At 61.4% G+C, this 20,324-nt stretch carries 12 protein-coding genes; 7 read left to right on the top strand and 5 right to left on the bottom strand.

The features are described from left to right. Positions 1 to 5 precede the first annotated feature (5 nt). Entirely contained in the window at positions 6 to 1,460 is a 1,455-nt protein-coding gene (locus K3F44_RS02255) for a TrkH family potassium uptake protein (RefSeq protein ID WP_150569813.1), read from the top strand. Here the strand turns inward: K3F44_RS02255 and K3F44_RS02250 are convergent. Beyond that, a complete protein-coding gene (locus tag K3F44_RS02250) occupies positions 1,417 to 2,472 on the bottom strand; it encodes an AraC family transcriptional regulator (protein ID WP_101317664.1) in 1,056 nt (351 codons plus the stop codon). The two genes, K3F44_RS02255 and K3F44_RS02250, sit on opposite strands and share 44 nt — an antisense overlap. 154 nt (positions 2,473 to 2,626) lie before the next feature. On the opposite strand from K3F44_RS02250, the gene K3F44_RS02245 reads away from it, so the two are divergent. Further along, positions 2,627 to 2,938, top strand: a complete 312-nt coding sequence (locus K3F44_RS02245) for a DUF962 domain-containing protein (protein WP_101317662.1) — start codon at positions 2,627 to 2,629, stop codon at positions 2,936 to 2,938. A gap of 157 nt (positions 2,939 to 3,095) precedes the next feature. Next, positions 3,096 to 3,986 carry a DMT family transporter gene (locus K3F44_RS02240; protein WP_220633265.1) on the top strand — a complete coding sequence of 297 codons (891 nt, stop codon included), beginning with the start codon at positions 3,096 to 3,098 and terminating at the stop codon, positions 3,984 to 3,986. Here the strand turns inward: K3F44_RS02240 and K3F44_RS02235 are convergent, their stop codons facing one another. After that, positions 3,987 to 4,268, bottom strand: coding sequence for a SelT/SelW/SelH family protein (locus K3F44_RS02235; RefSeq protein ID WP_103436586.1), 282 nt, complete (start codon positions 4,266 to 4,268; stop codon positions 3,987 to 3,989). 67 nt (positions 4,269 to 4,335) lie between these two features. On the opposite strand from K3F44_RS02235, the gene K3F44_RS02230 reads away from it, so the two are divergent. Further along, positions 4,336 to 6,522 (top strand): patatin-like phospholipase family protein, encoded by a 2,187-nt coding sequence (locus tag K3F44_RS02230; RefSeq protein ID WP_220633264.1) that lies wholly within the window; start codon positions 4,336 to 4,338, stop codon positions 6,520 to 6,522. 46 nt (positions 6,523 to 6,568) lie between these two features. On the opposite strand, the gene K3F44_RS02225 is transcribed toward K3F44_RS02230, so the two are convergent. Together K3F44_RS02225 and recQ are read right to left on the bottom strand one after the other, a co-directional pair. Next, the gene (locus K3F44_RS02225; RefSeq protein WP_101317654.1) at positions 6,569 to 7,006 is read right to left on the bottom strand and encodes a MarR family transcriptional regulator; all 438 of its coding nucleotides are present in this window, start codon (positions 7,004 to 7,006) and stop codon (positions 6,569 to 6,571) included. 148 nt (positions 7,007 to 7,154) lie between these two features. Further along, positions 7,155 to 9,293 (bottom strand): DNA helicase RecQ, encoded by a 2,139-nt coding sequence (gene recQ, locus K3F44_RS02220; RefSeq protein ID WP_150572174.1) that lies wholly within the window; start codon positions 9,291 to 9,293, stop codon positions 7,155 to 7,157. Positions 9,294 to 9,539: 246 nt separating this feature from the next. Between recQ and K3F44_RS02215 the strand changes: the two genes are divergently transcribed. Beyond that, the gene (locus K3F44_RS02215) at positions 9,540 to 10,127 is read left to right on the top strand and encodes a YecA family protein (RefSeq protein ID WP_101317650.1); all 588 of its coding nucleotides are present in this window, start codon (positions 9,540 to 9,542) and stop codon (positions 10,125 to 10,127) included. A gap of 8 nt (positions 10,128 to 10,135) precedes the next feature. After that, on the top strand, positions 10,136 to 10,498 hold the full coding sequence (locus K3F44_RS02210; protein WP_101317648.1) for a YbaN family protein: 363 nt from the start codon (positions 10,136 to 10,138) through the stop codon (positions 10,496 to 10,498). Between the two features lie 227 nt (positions 10,499 to 10,725). Here the strand turns inward: K3F44_RS02210 and K3F44_RS02205 are convergent, their stop codons facing one another. Continuing rightward, entirely contained in the window at positions 10,726 to 18,411 is a 7,686-nt protein-coding gene (locus tag K3F44_RS02205; RefSeq protein ID WP_220633263.1) for a retention module-containing protein, read from the bottom strand. Between the two features lie 479 nt (positions 18,412 to 18,890). Here K3F44_RS02205 and K3F44_RS02200 point away from each other — a divergent pair, with 479 nt between their 5' ends. Then, positions 18,891 to 20,264, top strand: a complete 1,374-nt coding sequence (locus K3F44_RS02200) for a TolC family outer membrane protein (protein ID WP_101317641.1) — start codon at positions 18,891 to 18,893, stop codon at positions 20,262 to 20,264. Positions 20,265 to 20,324 lie beyond the last annotated feature (60 nt).

Genomic DNA, 20,324 nt, shown 5'->3' with positions numbered 1-20,324 from the left:
ATCACATGGCGTTGCCGACCTTAAGAATCATTGGTTTCATCATCGGCATCTTCCTGATCACCTTGGCGGTCAGCATGGTCGTGCCGATGGCCACCCTGCTGGTGTTCGAACGCACCGGCGACATGCCGTCGTTTCTCTGGTCAAGCCTGATCACCTTCATCGCCGGCCTGGCGCTGATCATCCCCGGCCGCCCCGAGCACGTGCACCTGCGCCCACGCGACATGTACCTGCTCACCGTCAGCAGTTGGCTGATCGTCTGCGTGTTCGCGGCGTTGCCGTTCCTGTTGACTCAGCACATCAGCTATACCAACGCCTTTTTCGAGAGCATGTCGGGGATTACCGCCACCGGTGCGACGGTGTTGAGCGGGCTGGACACCATGTCTCCCGGCATTCTCATGTGGCGCTCGATGCTGCACTGGCTGGGTGGTATCGGCTTTATCGCGATGGCGGTGGCGATCTTGCCGTTGCTGCGCATTGGTGGCATGCGCCTGTTCCAGACCGAGTCTTCTGACCGCTCGGAGAAGGTCATGCCGCGCTCGCACATGGTCGCCAAGTCGATCGTGCTGGTGTACGTCGGCATTACCTTCCTAGGCAGCCTGGCGTTCTGGTGGGCGGGCATGAGCCTGTTCGACGCGATCAACCACGCCATGTCGGCGATCTCCACCGGCGGTTTTTCCACCTCGGACCTGTCGCTGGCCAAGTGGGACATCCCGGCCGTGCACTGGGTTGCGGTAGTGGTGATGATCTTCGGCAGCATGCCGTTCACGCTGTATGTGGCGACGCTGCGCGGCAATCGCCGAGCGCTGTTCAAGGATCAACAGGTGCAGGGCTTGCTGGGCCTGCTGGTGATCACCTGGCTGGTACTTGGCACCTGGTACTGGGCAACCACCGAACTGCACTGGCTGGATGCCCTGCGCCACGTCGCGCTGAACGTCACCTCGATCGTTACCACCACCGGTTTCGCCTTGGGCGACTACAGCCTGTGGGGCAACTTCTCGCTGATGCTGTTTTTCTATCTGGGCTTTATCGGTGGCTGCTCCGGCTCGACGGCCGGCGGGATCAAGATTTTCCGCTTTCAGGTTGCCTACATCCTGCTCAAGGCCAGCCTCAATCAGCTGATCCACCCGCGCGCGGTGATCAAGCAGAAGTACAACGGCCATCGCCTGGATGAAGAGATCGTCCGCTCGATTCTGACTTTCTCGTTCTTCTTCGCCATCACCATCTGCGTAATCGCCCTGCTGCTGTCGCTGCTGGGAGTGGACTGGATGACAGCGCTGACCGGCGCCGCGGGCACTGTGTCCGGCGTAGGCCCGGGCCTGGGCGAAGTGATTGGCCCAGCGGGCAACTACGCCACTTTACCGGATGCCGCCAAGTGGATCCTGGCGGGCGGCATGCTGCTCGGCCGGCTGGAAATCATCACCGTGCTGGTTCTATGTATGCCGGCGTTCTGGCGTCACTGACCGCCTCGGCGCCCAGCCGCGAGCGGTATTCGCTGGGGGTGGCGTCGAACCAACGGCGAAATGCCCGGTAGAAATTGCTCGGGTCGGAAAAGCCCAGCAAGTAGGCGGTTTCGAGCAGGGTCATGCCTGATTGGGCCAGGTACTGCTCGGCCAACTCGCGACGGGTGTCGTCGAGCAGCGTCTGGAAACTGGTGCCCTCCTCCTGCAAACGCCGCTGCAGGGTGCGCTGAGACATGTGCAGCGCCTGCGCCACGGTTTCGCGTTTGGGCTCGCCCTGGGGCAGGATCCGGCACAACACCTGACGCACCCGGTGGGTGACGCGGCTTTCCGAGAAGCGGGCCAGATATTCGCCGGCAAAGCGGTCATGCAACACCGCCATGGCTTCATTGGCGGTGGGCAATGGCGCTTCCATATCGGCCCGCTCGAACACCAACGCGTCGTGAGCAGCGCCAAATACCAGCGGCGAGTGAAAGGCTACCTTGTAAGGCTCGATGTCGTCAGGCTGTGGCCCTTGGATAAGCACGCGCCGCGGCTGGATCGGTCGCCCGCTCAACCATTTGCTCAGCGCCAGCGCGCACGCCAGCGAGGCTTCGGCACTGTGGCGGGTTGGCGGCAGGTGGTCGCCGTGCACGGTCAGCACCAGCGAGTAACCCTCGGGCCCGAGGCGGAAGCTCAGGTCCGAGCTTTCGGCGATGATCCGCTGGTAGCGCACCAGCCGTTCGAAGCCCTCGGCCAGGGTACGGCTGGACATCAACGCATAACCGACCACATGAAACGATGCCGGGCGCACCACCCGCGCCATGTTCAAGCCGATCGCCTGGTTACCCGACAGCTCGACCGCCAGTTGCCACAGGCGGGTCATCGAATCCTGCGGGAAGCGCGCGTCCGGGTCATCCAGCGCAGCGAAGTCCAGGCCGAGTTCCTTGAACATGGCCTGGCAGTCGAGGCCTTCCAGCTCGAGGGCCTTGACGATGCCGGATGCCCAGCTGGCGGATGTGGTTCTTTCACTCATAACCGGCTTCTTGTGCTGACCGCTCCTGCGGTGAATGCCAAGGATACTCAATTGGCGCTTATTGTCACTGGCCCGCTTTGCCTATGACTCTAGACTCTAATCAGGCTCCACGCCGTGTACCCACGCCATAAGCAGTTGCTCAGGGAGCGAAATAATGGACCGCACAGCGCAGTTTCGCAGTTTTGCCGAGTTCTACCCCTTCTACCTCGGCGAGCACAGCAACCCCACCTGCCGGCGGCTGCACTTCGTCGGCACCAGCCTGGTGATAGCACTGCTCGCCTACACCATTGCCAGCGGCAAATGGTTGTTGCTGTTGTTGATCCCGGTTGCCGGATATGGCTTTGCCTGGATCGGGCATTTTGTCTTCGAGAAGAATCGCCCGGCGACGTTCGATCATCCGTGGTACAGCCTGATCGGCGACTTCGCGATGTTCCGTGACGTCCTGCTGGGCAAGGTCAGCTTGTAAGGCGCCAGGGCTGCGTACACGCTGATGCGCGGCACGGGATGGGCGAATTGGCCACAGACAGCGCCCCCGCCTGCGCTTAAACTGGCTCGCACCTGTCATCAGCCATCGCTGCGCCACGCCTCGTACCTATCGCCAGCGGTCCGCACAGAGGACTCCCATGACACCCCGCACCGCCCTCGGCGCTCTGCACATCGGCGCGCTGCTGTTTGGCCTGACCGGTGTCTTCGGCAAGCTCGCTGTCTCGGCCAGCCCGGCCATCATTGTTTTTGGCCGTGCCGCCTTCGCCGTGCTGGCGCTGGGTCTGTTTGCCCAGTTCATGCGTCAGACCTGGCAGCCACTCAAAGGCGCTGATGTGCGCCGTCTGCTGTTTGGCGGCGTGTTGCTGGCCGGACATTGGGTAAGCTTTTTCATCGCGGTCAAGGTTGCCGGCGTGGCCATCGCCACCCTGGGCTTTGCCAGCTTCCCGGCGTTCACGGTGATCCTTGAAGGGCTGTTGTTTCGCGAGCGCATCCGTCGCAACGAGCTGATGCTGGTCGTGCTGGTGAGCATCGGCCTGATCCTCGTCACGCCCGCCTTCGACCTGGCCAGCGAGGCCACCAGTGGCCTGCTCTGGGCATTGTTTTCGGGGCTACTGTTCTCGCTGCTGTCGCTGACGAACCGCGCGGGTGGCGCGCGCTTGCCGGCGGCGCAGGCAGCGCTCTGGCAGAATCTGGTGGTAGCGCTGTGCCTGGTGCCGTTCGCAGCGCCGGGTCTGGCCGACGTTCGCGCTGTCGACTGGCTCTGGATCAGCCTGCTTGGGGTGTTCTGTACCGGCATCGCGCACAGCCTGTTCGTCGCTGCGCTGGCGGTGATCAAGGCGCGCACCGCCGCCGTGGTGTTCGGCATGGAGCCGGTCTATGGCATCGCCGTGGCCTGGGCGTTATTCGCCGAGCGGCCTTCGCTGACCATGCTCGCCGGCGGCGCCTTGATCGTGCTGGCGATCATCCTCTCCAGCCGCCTGGCCAGCGAGCCGGCCAGCGCCGCCAAGCCTGCAACCCAGGGCAGCTGATCAACGATCGTTGTGGCCGAGGTCGCGCTGCGGGTCGATCTGGTCGCGTACGCGCTGTTTGAGCTGCTTGGCCTCGGGGAAGCCGCCATCCGCCTTGCGCTCCCAGATCTGCACACCGTTGCAGGTGACCCGGAACACGCCACCGGTGCCTGGCTCCAGCGCGACCCGGGCCAGATCGTCGGCAAAGGTGCTGAGCAGCTCCTGCGCCAGCCAGGCGGCGCGCAGCAGCCATTGGCACTGAGTGCAATAATTGATGACTATTTCGGGCTTGCTCGCAGACATGATCAGCTATCTCCAGAGTGTTGGCCGCTTATACTAGCGGCCTTTCCCTCTGCTTTGAGACTGGACGATGCACCGCTTGCTGTTGTGCCTGATGCTGCTGCTTACCTGTTTGCCGACCACAGCTGCCGAAAACACCCGGCCCAAGGTCGGCCTGGTGCTGTCTGGCGGCGCAGCCAGGGGCCTGGCGCACATCGGCGTGCTCAAGGCGCTGGAAGAGCAAGGCGTGCGCGTCGATGCCATTGCCGGCACCAGCATGGGGGCGGTCATTGGCGGCCTGTATGCCTCGGGCTACAGCGTCGAAGAGCTGGAAAAACTCGCCACCACACTCGACTGGCAGCAGGCGCTGTCCGATGCGCCACCGCGCAAAGACGTGCCGTTCCGGCGCAAGCAGGATGATCGCGATTTTCTGGTCAAGCAGAAGCTGAGCTTTCGCGACGACGGCAGCCTGGGCCTGCCGCTGGGGGTGATCCAGGGTCAGAACCTCGCCCTGCTGCTGGAAAGCAAATTGGCCCACACCGCTGATACCCGCGACTTCGACAAACTGCCGATCCCCTTCCGCGCCGTCGCAACCGACATCGCCAGTGGCGAAAAAGTGGTGTTCCGCCGTGGCCACCTGCCGCAGGTGATCCGCGCCAGCATGTCGATCCCGGCGGTGTTCGCCCCAGTCGAGATGGATGGGCGCTTGCTGGTCGACGGCGGCATGGTCGACAACATCCCGCTGGATGTCGCCCGCGAGATGGGCGTCGATCTGGCCATTGTGGTCGACATCGGTACTCCGTTGCGCGACCGCAAGCAACTGAACACGGTAGTGGATGTGCTCAACCAGTCGATCACCCTGATGACCCGGCGAAACTCCGAAGAGCAACTGGCCAACCTGCACCGCGATGACATCCTGATTCAGCCGCCCTTGGCGGCATTCGGCGTCACTGACTTCGGCCGCACCGCCGAGATGATCGAGGCCGGCTACCGCGCCACCCGTGCTCTTGATGCCCGGCTGGCTACACTGCGCCAGGCTGAGGGCGATACTCAGCTCGCCATCGCCCGCTCGCCGCGCCAGCGCACCCCGGTGATTACCGCAATCAAGGTCGAGAATGATTCGAAGGTCAGCGACGACGTGATCCGCTACTACGTTCGCCAGCCGATTGGCGAGCCACTGGAGCTGGAGCGTCTGCAGACCGACATGGGTACCCTGTATGGCCTGGATTACTTTGACGGTGTGCAGTACCGCGTGGTGCACAAGGGCGACGACAACACCCTGGTGATCAAGGCCAGCGGCAAACGCGGCGGTACCGACTACCTACGCCTGGGCCTCAACCTGTCGGACGACATGCGCGGCGACAGCGCCTTCAACCTCGGCGCCAGCTACCGCATCAATGGCATCAATCGGCTGGGCGGTGAATGGCTGACGCGGGCGCAGATCGGCGATCAGCAAGAGCTATACAGCGAGTTCTATCAGCCGCTGGACATCGGTTCGCGGTATTTCGTCGCGCCGTATCTGGATCTGGGTTCACAGAACATCGAAGCGACACTGGAAAATGACCCGATCGCCGAATACCGCTTGCAACGCTATGGTTTCGGCATCAACCTCGGCCGCCAGATCGGTACCTATGGCGAGGTGCGTGCAGGCGTGGGCAAGGCCTGGGGCAACGCCGACGTTCGCATTGGTGATCAGGACCTGCCCTCGGTCAGCTTCAACGAAGGTTTCTACGAGCTCAAGTACTCGTTCGATACGCTGGACAACGTGTACTTCCCGCACAGTGGCGAAGACATCGGCCTGACTCTGCGCAACTACGACAAGTCGCTGGATTCGGACAGCAACTATCGTCAGTGGGAGCTGAACGTGGACAAGGCACTCAGCAGCGGCGCCGACACGCTGGTGCTTGGCGGGCGCTACGGACGCACGCTGAACGACGCCGACGTGGTCACTTCGAGCTTCGTGCTCGGTGGCGCCCGGCAGCTGTCGGGCTTCCGTCAGGATTCGGTGTCGGGGCAGAACATCAGCCTGATGCGGATGTTCTATTACCGGCGCCTGACGCCACGCGCCTACCTGCCGCTGGACTTCCCGCTGTACATCGGCGGCTCGCTCGAACGCGGCCGGGCCTGGAACAACGACAATGACTTCGACAGTGGCTACATCAACGCCGCGAGCATATTTTTAGGGTTGGAGACGCCGCTAGGGCCGTTGAACCTCAGTTATGGGGCCAACAGCGAGCAGCAGAAAGCGGTATATCTCAATCTGGGCCACACGTTCTGATTGAACGCGCCCGGGGCTGCCTCTGCATGGCAGCCCTGGCGTCGCCTCAGGATTTTTCCAGGTTGCCGAGAATCTTTGCGTGGACCCGCATGCAGATATCCAGGTCAGCCTCGTCTACCCCGCTGAACAGTTCGGTACGCAGCTGGTTGGCGATGGTTTCGATTTGCTCAATCAGCGGCTTGGCGGGTGGGCAGAGCAGAATCTTTTTGGCACGACGATCTTCCAGCACCGCCTGGCGGCGCACCAGACCCTGGGTTTCCAGGCTGTCGAGCAGGCGCGCCAGCGTTGGGCCTTCAACGCCCACGCTCTGCGCCAGTTCACGCTGGGTCGGAGCTTCGGCGAAGCGAGCGAGGTGCAACAGCACCAACCAGCGAGCCTGAGACAGATTCAGCCCGGCCAGTCGGCGATCCAGTTCAGCGCGCCAGCCCCGGGACATCTGGGCCAGTTGCATGCCAAAGCGGTGTTGATTGTCGGTAAGCGGCATAAACAACTCGATGGATAGAACTAATTATTAGCCAGCTAATCATGGCCTTGCGCTCCAGGCAAGGCTGGGCGTCACGGAAATGTCCGATAATCATCAAAAAATATGACAAGGATCAGCCAGATGCCGCGCTCAGCGGCATCGCGCCTGGTTACAGCTCAAACTCTGCCGCCAGCGCAGCGCGGATGCAATACAGCACACCCTCCGGTACGCGCTGGGCGAATTGCGCTGCGATCTCCGCCACCGGCGGTAGCTCGCCTTCGCCATCAAGGAAGGCATCCTGCACTTCCATCATCAGGTCTTCGGGCAAGTCCAGCGCCTGGTCCAGGCTCAGTTCCTGACGGCCGAGCGCCTCGGCCAACAGGCTGTAGACATTCTTTTCGCTGCAATTGAGCTGGCCGGCAATCTGCATCGGCGTCATGCCCGCCCGCGCCAGGCTTACCAGTTCGTGGCGCAGGTCAAGCACCACCTTTGGCGCCTGCGTGCTCTCGCCGCCGTTGAGCACCTCGAGAAACGCCTGGCCATAGCGCTCCAGTTTGCGCGCGCCGACACCACTGACCTGACCCATGTCGGCAAGGCTTGCAGGCTGACTGCGGAGCATTTCCAGCAACGTCGAATCGGGGAAGATGACGTAAGGCGGTACGCTGTGCTCTTCAGCCAGCTTGCGCCGCAGGGTGCGCAAGGCTTCCCACATCTCGCGCTCTTCGCCACGCACCAACTGGCTGGCCGGGCTGCCACCGCTGGAGCTCTTGGCACTGGTCTGTGGTTTGAGGTCGCGACGCAGCTGCAGGTTGACCTCGCCACGCAGCAATGGCCGGCAGCTGTCGGACAGGCGCAGGCCGCCGTAGCCCTCGAGGTCGATATCGACCAGGCCACGCGCGACCAGTTGGCGGAACAGCGAGCGCCACTCATGTTCACTCAGGGACTTACCGACGCCGTAGACCGAGAGCTTCTCGTGACCAAAGCTGCGGATCTTCTCGTTGTCCTTGCCCAGCAGCACATCGACCAGATGACCAACGCCGTAGCGCTGACCGGTACGAAACACCGCCGACAGGGCCTGACGCGCAGGCTCGGTTGCGTCCCAGGTCTGCACCTTGTCGACGCAGTTGTCACAGTGACCGCAGGGCTGTTCGAGGACTTCGTCGAAGTAGGCCAGCAGCGACTGTCGGCGGCAGCGGGTTTCTTCACACAGGGCCAGCATGGCGTCGAGCTTGTGCTGCTCGACCCGCTTGTGACGTTCGTCACCTTCGGAGTTCTGCAACATCTGCTTGAGCATGACCATGTCTTGCAGGCCGTAGGCCATCCAGGCGTCGGCGGGCAAGCCGTCACGACCGGCACGACCAGTCTCCTGGTAATACGCCTCGAGCGACTTGGGCAAGTCGAGGTGGGCAACGAAGCGCACGTTGGGCTTGTCGATGCCCATGCCAAATGCAATGGTCGCAACCATGATCAGGCCTTCCTCGTTGAGGAAGCGGCGCTGGTTGCTGGCACGGGTGTCGGCGGCCAGGCCGGCATGGTAGGACAGTGCAGGAAAGCCCTGTTCGCAGAGAAACGCTGCGGTCTCGTCAACCTTTTTGCGTGACAGGCAGTAGACGATCCCGGCGTTGCCGCGGCGCTCGCCAAGAAACGCCATCAGCTGTTTGCGCGGCGCTTCCTTGGGCACGATGCGGTAAAAGATATTCGGTCGGTCGAAGCTCGACAGAAAGCGCTCGGCGCCCTGCAGGTGCAGACGCTGGACGATCTCTTCGCGGGTGCGCATGTCGGCGGTGGCGGTCAGGGCGATGCGTGGCACATGCGGAAACTGTTCGGCCAGTTGGCCCAATTGCAGGTACTCAGGCCGGAAGTCATGGCCCCACTGCGACACGCAGTGCGCTTCGTCGATGGCGAACAGCGATACGTCGAGGCCCTGCAGGAACTCGAGCATGCGTGGTTGCACCAAGCGCTCAGGCGCGAGGTAGAGCATCTTCACCTCGCCGCGGCGCAAGCGCCCGGCCAGCTCGCGTTGCTGCTCGGCACTCAGGGTCGAATTCAGGGCTGCCGCGGCCACGCCGAGTTCGTCGAGGGTGGCAACCTGGTCGTCCATCAAGGCGATCAGTGGCGATACCACCACAGTCAAGCCGGGCCGCAACAAGCCAGGGACCTGGAAGCACAGCGACTTGCCGCCGCCGGTAGGCATCAGTACCAAGGCATCGCCGCCATTGGCCACACATTCGATGATCGCTGCCTGGCGCCCCCGGAAACTGTCGTAGCCGAAGATGTCCTTGAGGACGCGCTGAGCCTGTTCGAGCATTGCAAACTCCGAAATCGCCGTATCATTCCCGAACACAGGCTGGACGATAAACTCGTCCGGCACACGCGCGAATGCGTAAGCAGCTTTTGCCAAGGGCCGCACAAACACTGTGCCCGGCTGAAAACCGCGGATTATACCCCAGCGACGAGTGCTAAAGGACGCTACGGTGACAGACGTTCCCTTTGCCCCGTGATCGCAGCAAGGTGCTAGAATTCGTTATCGTTTATTCTTCAAGGTAGCCCCGTAATGTCCTTCGCCGAGCAACTGACCCGCCTGCAAGTCTTCCTCGATGCCGACGAGCTGCACGAAGAAGCGCTGGATTACGTCGCCGCCCACGGCTACCTGACCGCGCTTTCGATCACTTCCGAGGCCGTTCCTGACCGCGAATGGATCGACGCGCTGTTTGCCGAAGAGCCCAAGTACAGCAGCGACGCGCAGCGGGTCGAAATCGAAGCCACGCTGGTCGCCCTCAAGGCCCACATCAGCCGTCAACTGGCCAGTGACGAAGAGTTCGAGCTGCCGTGCGACCTCGACCTGGGTGAAGACCCGGACGACTCCGATCTGCGCGGCTGGTGCATCGGCTTCATGGAAGGCGTGTTCCTGCGTGAAGAAGCCTGGTTCGAGAACGCCGAAGAAGAAGTCAGCGAAATGCTGCTGCCGATCATGGTCGGTTCGGGTCTGTTCGATGAGCAGCCAGAGTTTGAAGACATTGCCAAGGACGCCAACCTGCAGGACGACATGATCGTGCAGATTCCGGAAGCCCTGACCGCGCTGTACCTGCTGCTGCACGCTCCGGAAGAAAAGCCAGCCCTGCTCAAGCCGCGCCATCACTGACAGCTGTCATGCGCTACCTGTTGCTGGCCGCTGGCTGGCTCAGCGTTGCGCTGGGGGTATTGGGGATTTTCCTGCCGGTATTGCCAACCACCCCCTTTCTGCTGCTGGCGGCCGCCTGCTTCGCCCGCAGCTCGCCGCGCTTCCACGCCTGGCTGGTCAATCACCCGCAGTTGGGACCGTGGATTCGCGACTACCTCGGTGGTGAGGGGATCCCGCTCAAAGGCAAGGTCTACGCCATTGGCCTGATGTGGGCCAGTATCGGGTTGTCCTGCTATCTGGTGCCACTCTTTTGGGCAAGACTGTTCATGCTCACCAGCGCAGTGCTGGTGAGCCTGTACATTCTCAAGCAGAAGACCCTGCGCCGCAGTTGAGCCCGTCCTCCAGGGCACTGCCAGGCCGGCACTCACCTACCTTGCGAACTATGAGATATCGTTGATCCAATTGAGATAGCCGGGGCTGCTGCGCAGCCCTTTCGCGACACAAGGCCGCTCCTACAGGGTCCGCGCATGACTGACTAGCGCGGTCCCTGTAGGAGCGGCCTTGTGTCGCGAAAGGGCCGCAAAGCGGCCCCAGCGGGCTCAAGATGAGTCAAACAACCTTAGACGGTATCCACCTTCAACGAATGATCGTTGAGCATGCCGTTGATGATGGTTGCAGTGTCATGCCCGGATGCAATCAGACCACCCGCCCCCGCCGTTACGCCATAGTGCTGGGCAAGGTCGACGCCGGCCAGGTCGATGGTCTGACTCGGCGCCGCACCGGCCACGCTGCTGACTTCGATGGTCGACACCACCGTACCTCCCGCTGCGCTGACCTTGAAGTGCAGGAAGTCATCCAGTGAAGCCGCCGCGCCAGCATCGGCCTGAAGCAATTGCGACAGGTCAAGATGATCAGCGCCTGGCGTGAAGTCAGTCACAGTGTCGTGGCCGGTGTCACCCTTCTGCCAGACGAAGGTGTCATTGCCGCCGCCCCCGGTCAGCAGGTCATCACCCCGACCGCCAATCAGCACGTTGTCATTGGCGTTGCCAATCAAGGTGTCGTGGTAGTCCGAGCCGATCAGGTTGTCGATCCTGACCAGGGTGTCCAGCCCACCGCCGCGGGTATCCTGCTGGCCCACCAGGTTGAGGTCGACCACTACGCCTGCCTTGGCTGTGGCATAGCTGACGGTATCAATACCGTGACCGCCTTCGAGCAGGTCATTGCCTGGGCTGCTTACCAGCACCGCCTCGCCTTTGCCATCCTCCACCGCCAACAACGTATCGGCGGTCAGCGCGCTGCCAGTGCTGTCTGCGTGGTAGACGATGTCTGCAGTGCCAGTTGCCGGGTCGCTGCCAACTGTTTGGCCGCCAGGGTGGCTCTGGCCTTGGACATTGCTCGAATCGATCAGCAGGCTGAGCTTGAAGCTGTCCTGCGCCGGGGCAGTGCTGTCGGTCGTGCTGGTCAGCTGGATGCTGTACAGGCCATCGTGGCTGGCGGTGAAGCTGCCGCCGTCCGCCACAGGGTGATAGCTGCCAGCTGCGCCTTTCCATTCCATGAGCAAGTTGCCCGGCGCGCGATCGTGGTCGAGGGTGAGCGTCTCACCCTTGCGCAGGGCCACCGTGTACACGTCCTGCTCGCCGGCGTGGCTGCTGCCCATCTGCGCCAGATAGCCGGCCACCACCAGCGCGGAGGTCATGGCGCCGCTGTTGGCAGCGAACGCGCTGCGAGCAAGCTCCTTGAGCGAGCCGGTGGCTTTGTGTTCGTCAACGTCGAACCGGATCGGCGCTGCTTTGTCAGTGGCCGCCGAGCGAGCGCCAACAACTCCATCAACGCAGCCCGCCTGGCTGGCGTCCTGGACGTTGAAGGTCACCGTCGTAGTGCTTTCATCACCGTCGGCGTCACGGATGGTGTAGACGAAGGTGTCGGTAGCTCCAGCCGGTGACACGCTGTTGGGGTTGGCGTGATAAACGCCATTACCGTTGGCATCCAGCGTTGCGTAACCATAAGCGCCTTGCACCTCTGTGCCGAGTTGGCCCACAGCAGAAGTCGAGGTGTCGCTGCCGGCGCGGATCCCGATCACATACTGGCCAGCGGCAGAGACGTCGGCGCCGATCACGTCATTCCACAGCAGGTTGCCCGTCACGCTGCTGCCTTCGACCACATTGGCGAAGTCGCAGTGGGCTTGGGGCACGTCATCGACAATGCTGACGACGATGTTGCTGGTGGTGGTGTTGCCGAGCGAGTCCTTGACCTGATAGGTGAAGGTTTCGGTGACGATATTGGGGCCATCGTTCTGTTGTGGCGAAGTGCTGGCAGGCGAAGTCAGGGTATAGGTGTAAGAGCCATCGCCGTTGACCTGGATCTGGCCGAAATGGCCCTCGGAATTGCCGACCAGGCTGTAGGTGAGGATGCCTACGCCGCCGCTCACGGCGCCAACCAAAGTGCCGCTGGCTGTTTCAGCGGCCGATCCCGGCTGGCTGCCGAGCACAGCGCCCGGAGCCAGGTCGTGGCAATCCTTGTTCAGGTCCAGAGCGTTTTCGTAGACAGTGACGCCGTGATCCGGTGTCGCCACCATCTGGCAGTTGAGCACGTTGATACTGACCGTCGCGGTGCTCTGGTCACCGTCGGCATCACGGATGGTGTAGACGAAGGTATCCGTGGCGCCCTCTGGGGCATTGCTGTTGGGGTACGAGTGGTAAACCCCGTTACCTTCGGCATCGAGGGTGATGTAGCCGTAGGTGCCCTGGACATTGACGCCGAGTTGGCCAGAGGCAGGCGTCGAAGTATCGGACCCAGCGCGCACACCGACCACGTATTTGCCGTCAGCAGAAACATCCGCGCCGATCACATCATTGAGCAGTACGTTACCGCTGACCTGCCCACCCATTTCCACTCGGGCAACGTCGCAGTGCGCTTGGGGCACGTCGTCGACGATGCTGATGACGATGTTGCTGGTGGTGGTATTACCGAGCGAATCCTTGACCTGATAGGTAAAGGTCTCGGTGATGATGTTCGGCCCGTCGTTCTGATGGGTCGGCGAATTCGCCGGCGATGTCAGGGTGTAGGTGTAGGAGCCATCGGCGTTGACCTGGATCTGCCCGAATTGCCCTTCGGTGTTGCCAACCAGGCTGTAGGTCAAAGCCCCAACGCCGCCTGTGACCGAACCGACCAAGGTCCCACTGGCTGTTTCGCCGGTCGAGCCAGGTTGGCTGCCGGTGACGGTGCCGGGCGCGAGGTCGTTGCCGTCCTTGGTCAGGTCCAGAGCGTTTTCATGGACGGTGACATCGTGGTCTTGTGCAGCAACCATCTGGCAGTTGAGCACGTTGATGGTGACGGTCGTGGTGCTCTCATCGCCGTCAGCGTCGCGAATGGTATAGACGAAGGTATCCGTCGCGCCTGCTGGAGCATTGCTGTTCGGGTTGGAGTGATAAACGCCGTTTCCTTCAGCGTCCAAGGTGATGTAGCCATAAGTCCCTTGAACATTCACGCCGAGCTGCCCGGAGGCCGGGGTCGAAGTATCGGAACCGGCCCGCACGCCGACCACGTACTTGCCGTCGGCAGAAACATCCGCGCCGATCACATCATTGAGCAGTACATTGCCACTGACCTGCCCACCCATTTCCACACGAGCAACGTCGCAGTGCGCTTGGGGCACGTCATCGACGATGCTGATGACGATGTTGCTGGTGGTGGTATTACCGAGCGAATCCTTGACCTGATAGGTAAAGGTCTCGGTGATGATGTTCGGCCCGTCGTTCTGATGGGTCGGCGAATTCGCAGGCGAGGTCAGGGTGTAGGTGTAGGAGCCATCGGCGTTGACCTGAATCTGCCCGAATTGCCCTGCAGTGTTGCCAACCAGGCTGTAGGTCAAAGCGCCAACGCCGCCTGTGACCGAACCGACCAAGGTCCCACTGGCTGTTTCGCCGGTCGAGCCAGGTTGGCTGCCGGTGACGGTGCCGGGCGCGAGGTCGTTGCCGTCCTTGGTCATGTCCAAGGCGTTTTCATACACTGTAACGTCAGTATCCTGCCCGGCGATCATCTGGCAGTTGTTGACGTTGATGGTAATGGTCGTGGTGCTCTCATCGCCGTCAGCATCGCGGATGGTGTAGACAAACACATCGGTAGCACCAGCCGGTGCATTGCTGTTCGGGTAGGCGTGATAAACGCCGTTACCTTCGGCATCCAGCGTGATGTAGCCATAGGTGCCCTGGACATTGACGCCGAGTTGGCCAGAGGCAGGCATCGAAGTATCGGACCCAGCACGCACGCCGACCACGTACTTGCCGTCGGCAGACACATCCGCGCCAATCACGTCATTGAACAGTACGTTGCCGCTGACCTGCCCGCCCATTTCCACACGAGCAACATCGCAGTGCGCCTGTGGCACGTCATCGACGATGCTGATGACGATGTTGCTCGTGGTGGTATTACCGAGCGAATCCTTAACCTGATAGGTAAAGGTCTCGGTGATGATGTTCGGCCCGTCGTTCTGATGGGTCGGCGAATTCGCCGGCGAGGTCAGGGTGTAGGTGTAGGAGCCATCGGCGTTGACCTGAATCTGCCCGAATTGCCCTGCAGTGTTGCCAACCAGGCTGTAGGTTAAAGCCCCAACGCCGCCTGTGACCGAACCGACCAAGGTCCCACTGGCTGTTTCGCCGGACGAGCCAGGTTGGCTGCCGGTGACGGTGCCGGGCGCCAGGTCGTTGCCGTCCTTGGTCAGGTCCAGAGCGTTTTCATGGACGGTGACATCGTGGTCTTGTGCAGCAACCATCTGGCAGTTGAGCACGTTAATGGTGACGGTCGCGGTGCTCTCATCGCCGTCAGCGTCGCGAATGGTATAGACGAAGGTATCCGTCGCGCCTGCTGGAGCATTGCTGTTCGGGTACGAGTGGTAAACCCCGTTACCTTCGGCATCGAGGGTGATGTAGCCGTAAGTGCCCTGGACGTTGACGCCGAGTTGGCCAGAGGCAGGCGTCGAAGTATCGGACCCAGCACGCACGCCGACCACGTACTTGCCGTCGGCAGACACATCCGCGCCGATCACGTCGTTGAGCAGTACGTTACCGCTGACCTGCCCACCCATTTCCACTCGGGCAACGTCGCAATGCGCCTGTGGCACGTCATCGACGATGCTGATGACGATGTTGCTGGTGGTGGTATTACCGAGCGAATCCTTGACCTGATAGGTAAAGCTCTCGGTAATGATGTTCGGCCCGTCGTTCTGATGGGTCGGCGAATTCGCCGGCGAGGTAAGGGTGTAGGTGTAGGAGCCATCGGCGTTGACCTGAATCTGCCCGAATTGCCCTGCAGTGTTGCCCACCAGGCTGTAGGTCAAAGCCCCCACGCCGCCTGTGACCGAACCGACCAAGGTCCCACTGGCTGTTTCGCCGATTGAGCCAGGTTGGCTGCCGGTGACGGTGCCGGGCGCCAGGTCGTTGCCGTCCTTGGTCATGTCCAAGGCGTTTTCATACACTGTAACGTCAGTATCCTGCCCGGCGATCATCTGGCAGTTGTTGACGTTGATGGTAATGGTCGTGGTGCTCTGATCGCCGTCAGCATCGCGGATGGTGTAGACAAACACATCGGTAGCACCAGCCGGTGCATTGCTGTTCGGGTAGGCGTGATAAACGCCGTTACCTTCGGCATCCAGCGTGATGTAGCCATAGGTGCCCTGGACATTGACGCCCAACTGTCCAGAGGCCGGCGTGGAGGTATCGGAGCCGGCACGCACGCCAACTACATAGCGGCCATCGGCCAAGTCATCGGCGCCAATCACATCATTGGCCAGCACGTTGCCGCTGACCTGACCGCCTGCCTCGACTCTGGCGAAGTCGCAGTGAGCCTGCGGCACATCATCGACGATGGTTACATCGAGGCTGCCAGTGGCGGTACTGCCGTCGGTGTCCTTGGCAACGACCGTGAAGCTTTCCTGCAACCCATTGGTGCCGTTGCCATCCGGATGGGTTTCGTTGTCGAGCAAGGTGTAGGTGTAGCTGACCACCCCTGTCGTAGGGTTGTAGCCGGTGATGGTGAGGGTGTTGCCCAGCGCGGTAGTGATCGTCTGCGGGAAGCCTGCGGCTACGCCGCCACTGATTACGTTGATGCCGCCGACGCTCAAAGATTGCAGGCCATCCGCCGCAATCACCGTGAAGGTGCCGCCTTGTTGCAGGGCCGGGCCGTCAGCTGCGCTGCCATCGATCAGGTTTTTCTCGTAAACGGTGACCTCGCCTCCGCTCACGTCGAGGCCGCCAAGTGTTACCGGGTCATTGAGGTTGCTGATGTTCAGGGTCAGGGTCGCACTGCTGGTGTCACCGTCTGCGTCTTTGATGGTGTAGGTGAAGGTCTCGATACCATTGCCACCGCCGGTAAGGCCTTTGAAATCGGCATCGTCAACGTTGAGGGTGTAGGTGTAGGTGCCATCCGCAGCCAGCACCAGCGTGCCGTAGGTACCGGTGAAGGTGCCGGCAACCACCGGGCCACCCACGACCCGGTCAGCGCCTTGTACGTCATTGCTGAGGACATTGCCGCTGAGTTCCACCTGCTGTTCTGTGGCCGTTACCGCGTTGGTGTCATCCACCGCCTTGGGCACATCGTCGACAATGCTCACGTCAAGGTTGGCCGAGGCAGTGCTGCCATCGCTGTCCTGGGCTGTCACGACAAATGTTTCGCCCAGGCTGTTGTTGCCGTTGCCGGTGGCGTGGGCTTCATTGTCGAGCAGCGTGTAGCTGTAGCTCACCACGCCTGTGGCCGGGTTGTAGCCGGTGATGGTCAGTGTGTTGCCCAGCGCGGTCGTGATCGACTGTGGAAAACCGCCTGCTGCGCCGCCGCTGACTACCGTGATGCCGCCCACGCTCAGGCTCTGCAAGCCATCTGGCGCGGCAACGGTAAAGGTCCCGTTCTGCGTCAGCGCAGCGCCGTCTGGCGCGCTGCCATTGACCAGATTCTTTTCATAGACAATCAGCTCACCACCGGCGACATCCAGCCCGCCGATCGTCACTGGGTCGTTGAGATTGCTGATGTTCAGCGTCAGGGTCGCGCTGCTGGTATCGCCGTCGGCGTCTCTGATGGTGTAGGTAAAGCTCTCGGTGCCACTGCCGCCACCTTTGAGCCCTTTGAAATCAGGGTCATCGGCGTTGAGGGTATAGGTGTAGGTACCGTCCGCAGCCAGCACCAATGTGCCGTAGGTGCCGCTGAAGGTACCGGCAATCACCGGCCCGCCGACGACCCGGTCGGCGCCCTGCACATCGTTGTTGAGTACGTTGCCGGTCAACTCAAGCTGCTGCTCGGTCGCTGTCACTGCGTTGCTGTCATTCACCGCTTTGGGCACATCGTCACGAATGATCACGTCGAGGCTGCCGCTGGCTACATCGCCATCGCTGTCGCTGACCTGCACCGGGAACTGCTCGCCGATCACATTGCTGCCGCCACCGTTGGCGTGCTGCTCAGTGCCGTTAAGGGTGTAGCTGTAATTGACCACGCCGGTCGCCGGGTTGTAGCCAGTAATGGTCAGGGTGTTGCCAAGGGCGGTGGTGATGGATTGGCCAATACCGGTAACCACCCCGCCGGTGACTACGTTGATGCCACCTACGCTGAGATTGAACACGCCGTCGGCGGCGATAACGGTGAACGAGCCTTGCTGGGTCAGCGCCGCCGGGTTGCTGTTGGAGCCGTCGGGCAGGTTGGCCTCGTCGAGGATCAGTTCGCCGGGGCTGACATCAAGGCCTTGCAGGGTGACCGGGTTGTCTGGCGGATTCACCGGAGGTGGGGACGCGGGCGGCAGCACATCGTCGGAACTGGTCGGATCGAGGTCACCAATGTAGCCATTCACCAACAGCGGTACACCATTGAAGCCCGCAGTCGGGAAGCCAACCGTAGGGTCTACCCGATCGGCAACTTCAGTCAGCATGACAAAGCTGTGGCCGCCGCCCAAAGCGCCCGGGGCACCTCCATTGGGCCCAGCCGCCGTAGCCTCGGCCTCCTCACTAGGGTCGGCACCCGCAGCGATGGCTTGTTGCAAGCGCTCGACATCGGTCAGTTGCGCCTGGCTGGGGGCGACGTCGTCGGTCTGCACATGGGCGGCCTGATTAGCCAGCAGCTCTGGCGACATCTGCAGGCTGCTGTCGCGGCCCAGGGTCAGCTCTGCGCCGTTGTCCAGGCGCACCGCAATGGCTCCGGCGTTACCGGTTTCGAGTTGTTCGCCAGCATAGAGTCGGTCGCCTTCGACCAACAGGCGGCGGCTGCCGTCGCTGTCAACCGCGAAAACCTGGCCGACCACCTTGCTGACCACTCCGATAAATTTAGCCATGCCCTACGTCTCCCCTGCCGAACGGATCCTGCAGCTTGAATGCAGCAAAAACACAGTGGCGCCAGGCCGAATAAAGGCGTCAATCAAACGCCAAAAGTCAGCAAACAGCTCTACACTGCGCAGGCCAAGCCGATAGAGATGATGGAATTTTGCTACTACAGAGTGACAATTAATTGTCGCCAAATTCCGACACGGCCCGTTTTCACTGAGTTCTTAGCTGCAAAAGTTCTGGAACTTGTTGCAATGACCTAAAACCGCTGACTACAGCTTGATTTATAGGCCCGTTGAGTAGAACAATGTCGCGGATTCTTTAGACCGCATAAGTTTTTTTTCGCATAGACCTTATGAACAAATCTTCTTAGCTCGCGCGTTAAATGTTCTTAGCTCTGTTGTTACAAACTTGAAACGGTCTACCTCATAATAATCGTCATTTTTTTGGCGAATGCTGGACACTTTTAGAGACAATGGAGATGTACCCCATGCGCGTTCTTACCCCCATCACCAGTGCAATCCTGTTGGCCATGGCGAGTGCCAACATTCAGGCGATGTCGATCACCGAAGCCGTTCAGAACGCCGTGGATCATCACCCGCAAATCAGTTCCTATCGCAACAGCCGGTTGTCTGCCGACGAAGATGTGAAATTCGCCCGTGGCGGGTTCTACCCAAGCGTCGATCTGGTTGCAGGTTACGGTCGCCAGCGCTCCGACAACCTCAACACCCGTGGTCTGAACGCTGACGGCACGCGCAACCACAACAAAGAAACCATGAACTACACCCAGTCCGAGCTGCGTCTGCGCCAGATGCTGTTCGACGGTTTCAACACTTCCAACGAAGTCGGCCGTACCGAAGCGGTTTCCAACTCGCGTGCCTACTACACTCAGGCAATCGCCCAGGACGTCGCCCTGCGTACCATCGAGGTCTACCTCGAAGTGCTCAAGCGTCGCGAACTGGTGACCCTGGCCAAGAACAACATGCAAGCGCACCTGCGCGTCAACGACCAGATCGGCCTGCGCACCGAGCGCGGTGTCGGCAGCAGTGCTGACCTCGATCAGTCGCGCGCACGTCGTGCCCTGGCTGAAAACAACCTGGACACCGCCGAAGTCGATCTGGCTGACGCCGAAGCCAACTTCTACAGCGTGGTCGGGCTGATGCCGGACGAGCTGGAAACCCCTTCGACCATCAAGGTGGAAATGCCGAGCACGCTGGAAGACGCACGCCGCGGCATGCAGGAAAACAACCCGTACCTGCGTTCGGCTCAGGCCGATGTGAATGCCGCCGAGAAGCAGTACGAAGTCGCCAAGTCGACCTTCTACCCGCGTCTGGACGCCATCTTGGCCACCGGCGCCAACAACAACCTGGGTGGCGAGCGCGGCCACAGCAACAACGATTGGCAGGCAGGCGTCGAGCTGAACTACAACCTGTTCCGCGGCGGCAGCGACAAGGCTCGCCTGCAGTCGGACTCGCACAAGATCAACCAGGCGCTGGACATCCGCAACAACGCCCTGCGCGAACTCAACGAGAACCTGAGCCTGTCGTGGAACGCCATGAACAACGCGCGCAAGCAGACGCCGACCGCGCGCGAATACGCTGAAACCACCCAGCGCGTGCGTGCCGCCTATCAGGATCAGTTCGGTCTTGGTCAGCGTACCCTGCTCGACGTACTCGACAGTGAGAACGAGCTGTACAACGCCAACCGCCGTTACACCGAAGTGCGTTACACCGAGGAATACTCGATGTACCGAGTACTTTCGACCATGGGTGAATTGCTCAGCAAACAGCGTATTGCGCTGCCGGCAGAAGCCATCGCCAAGACTGAAGTACGCAGCGAAGCGAAGTTGCCCGAAATGCGTTGACCGTTATCGAGCAACGTTTCGGATGTAGCCGTACACCCTCCATTGCGGCAGGAGTAGGCC

The organism is Pseudomonas sp. S07E 245 (genome assembly GCF_019599025.1).
In the GTDB taxonomy this organism is placed as follows: Bacteria; Pseudomonadota; Gammaproteobacteria; order Pseudomonadales; family Pseudomonadaceae; genus Aquipseudomonas; species Aquipseudomonas shirazensis.
This window is presented reverse-complemented; position numbering and strand designations above follow the sequence as displayed.

Bases quoted from the DNA above. Each gene is read 5' to 3' on its own strand.
- K3F44_RS02250 (WP_101317664.1), bottom strand. From the start codon at position 2,472: ATGAGTGAAAGAACCACATCCGCCAGCTGGGCATCCGGCATCGTCAAG.
- K3F44_RS02230 (WP_220633264.1), top strand. From the start codon at position 4,336: ATGCACCGCTTGCTGTTGTGCCTGATGCTGCTGCTTACCTGTTTGCCG.
- recQ (WP_150572174.1), bottom strand. From the start codon at position 9,293: ATGCTCGAACAGGCTCAGCGCGTCCTCAAGGACATCTTCGGCTACGAC.
- K3F44_RS02200 (WP_101317641.1), top strand. From the start codon at position 18,891: ATGCGCGTTCTTACCCCCATCACCAGTGCAATCCTGTTGGCCATGGCG.
- K3F44_RS02215 (WP_101317650.1), top strand. From the start codon at position 9,540: ATGTCCTTCGCCGAGCAACTGACCCGCCTGCAAGTCTTCCTCGATGCC.
- K3F44_RS02235 (WP_103436586.1), bottom strand. From the start codon at position 4,268: ATGTCTGCGAGCAAGCCCGAAATAGTCATCAATTATTGCACTCAGTGC.
- K3F44_RS02255 (WP_150569813.1), top strand. From the start codon at position 6: ATGGCGTTGCCGACCTTAAGAATCATTGGTTTCATCATCGGCATCTTC.
- K3F44_RS02225 (WP_101317654.1), bottom strand. From the start codon at position 7,006: ATGCCGCTTACCGACAATCAACACCGCTTTGGCATGCAACTGGCCCAG.
- K3F44_RS02240 (WP_220633265.1), top strand. From the start codon at position 3,096: ATGACACCCCGCACCGCCCTCGGCGCTCTGCACATCGGCGCGCTGCTG.
- K3F44_RS02245 (WP_101317662.1), top strand. From the start codon at position 2,627: ATGGACCGCACAGCGCAGTTTCGCAGTTTTGCCGAGTTCTACCCCTTC.
- K3F44_RS02205 (WP_220633263.1), bottom strand. From the start codon at position 18,411: ATGGCTAAATTTATCGGAGTGGTCAGCAAGGTGGTCGGCCAGGTTTTC.
- K3F44_RS02210 (WP_101317648.1), top strand. From the start codon at position 10,136: ATGCGCTACCTGTTGCTGGCCGCTGGCTGGCTCAGCGTTGCGCTGGGG.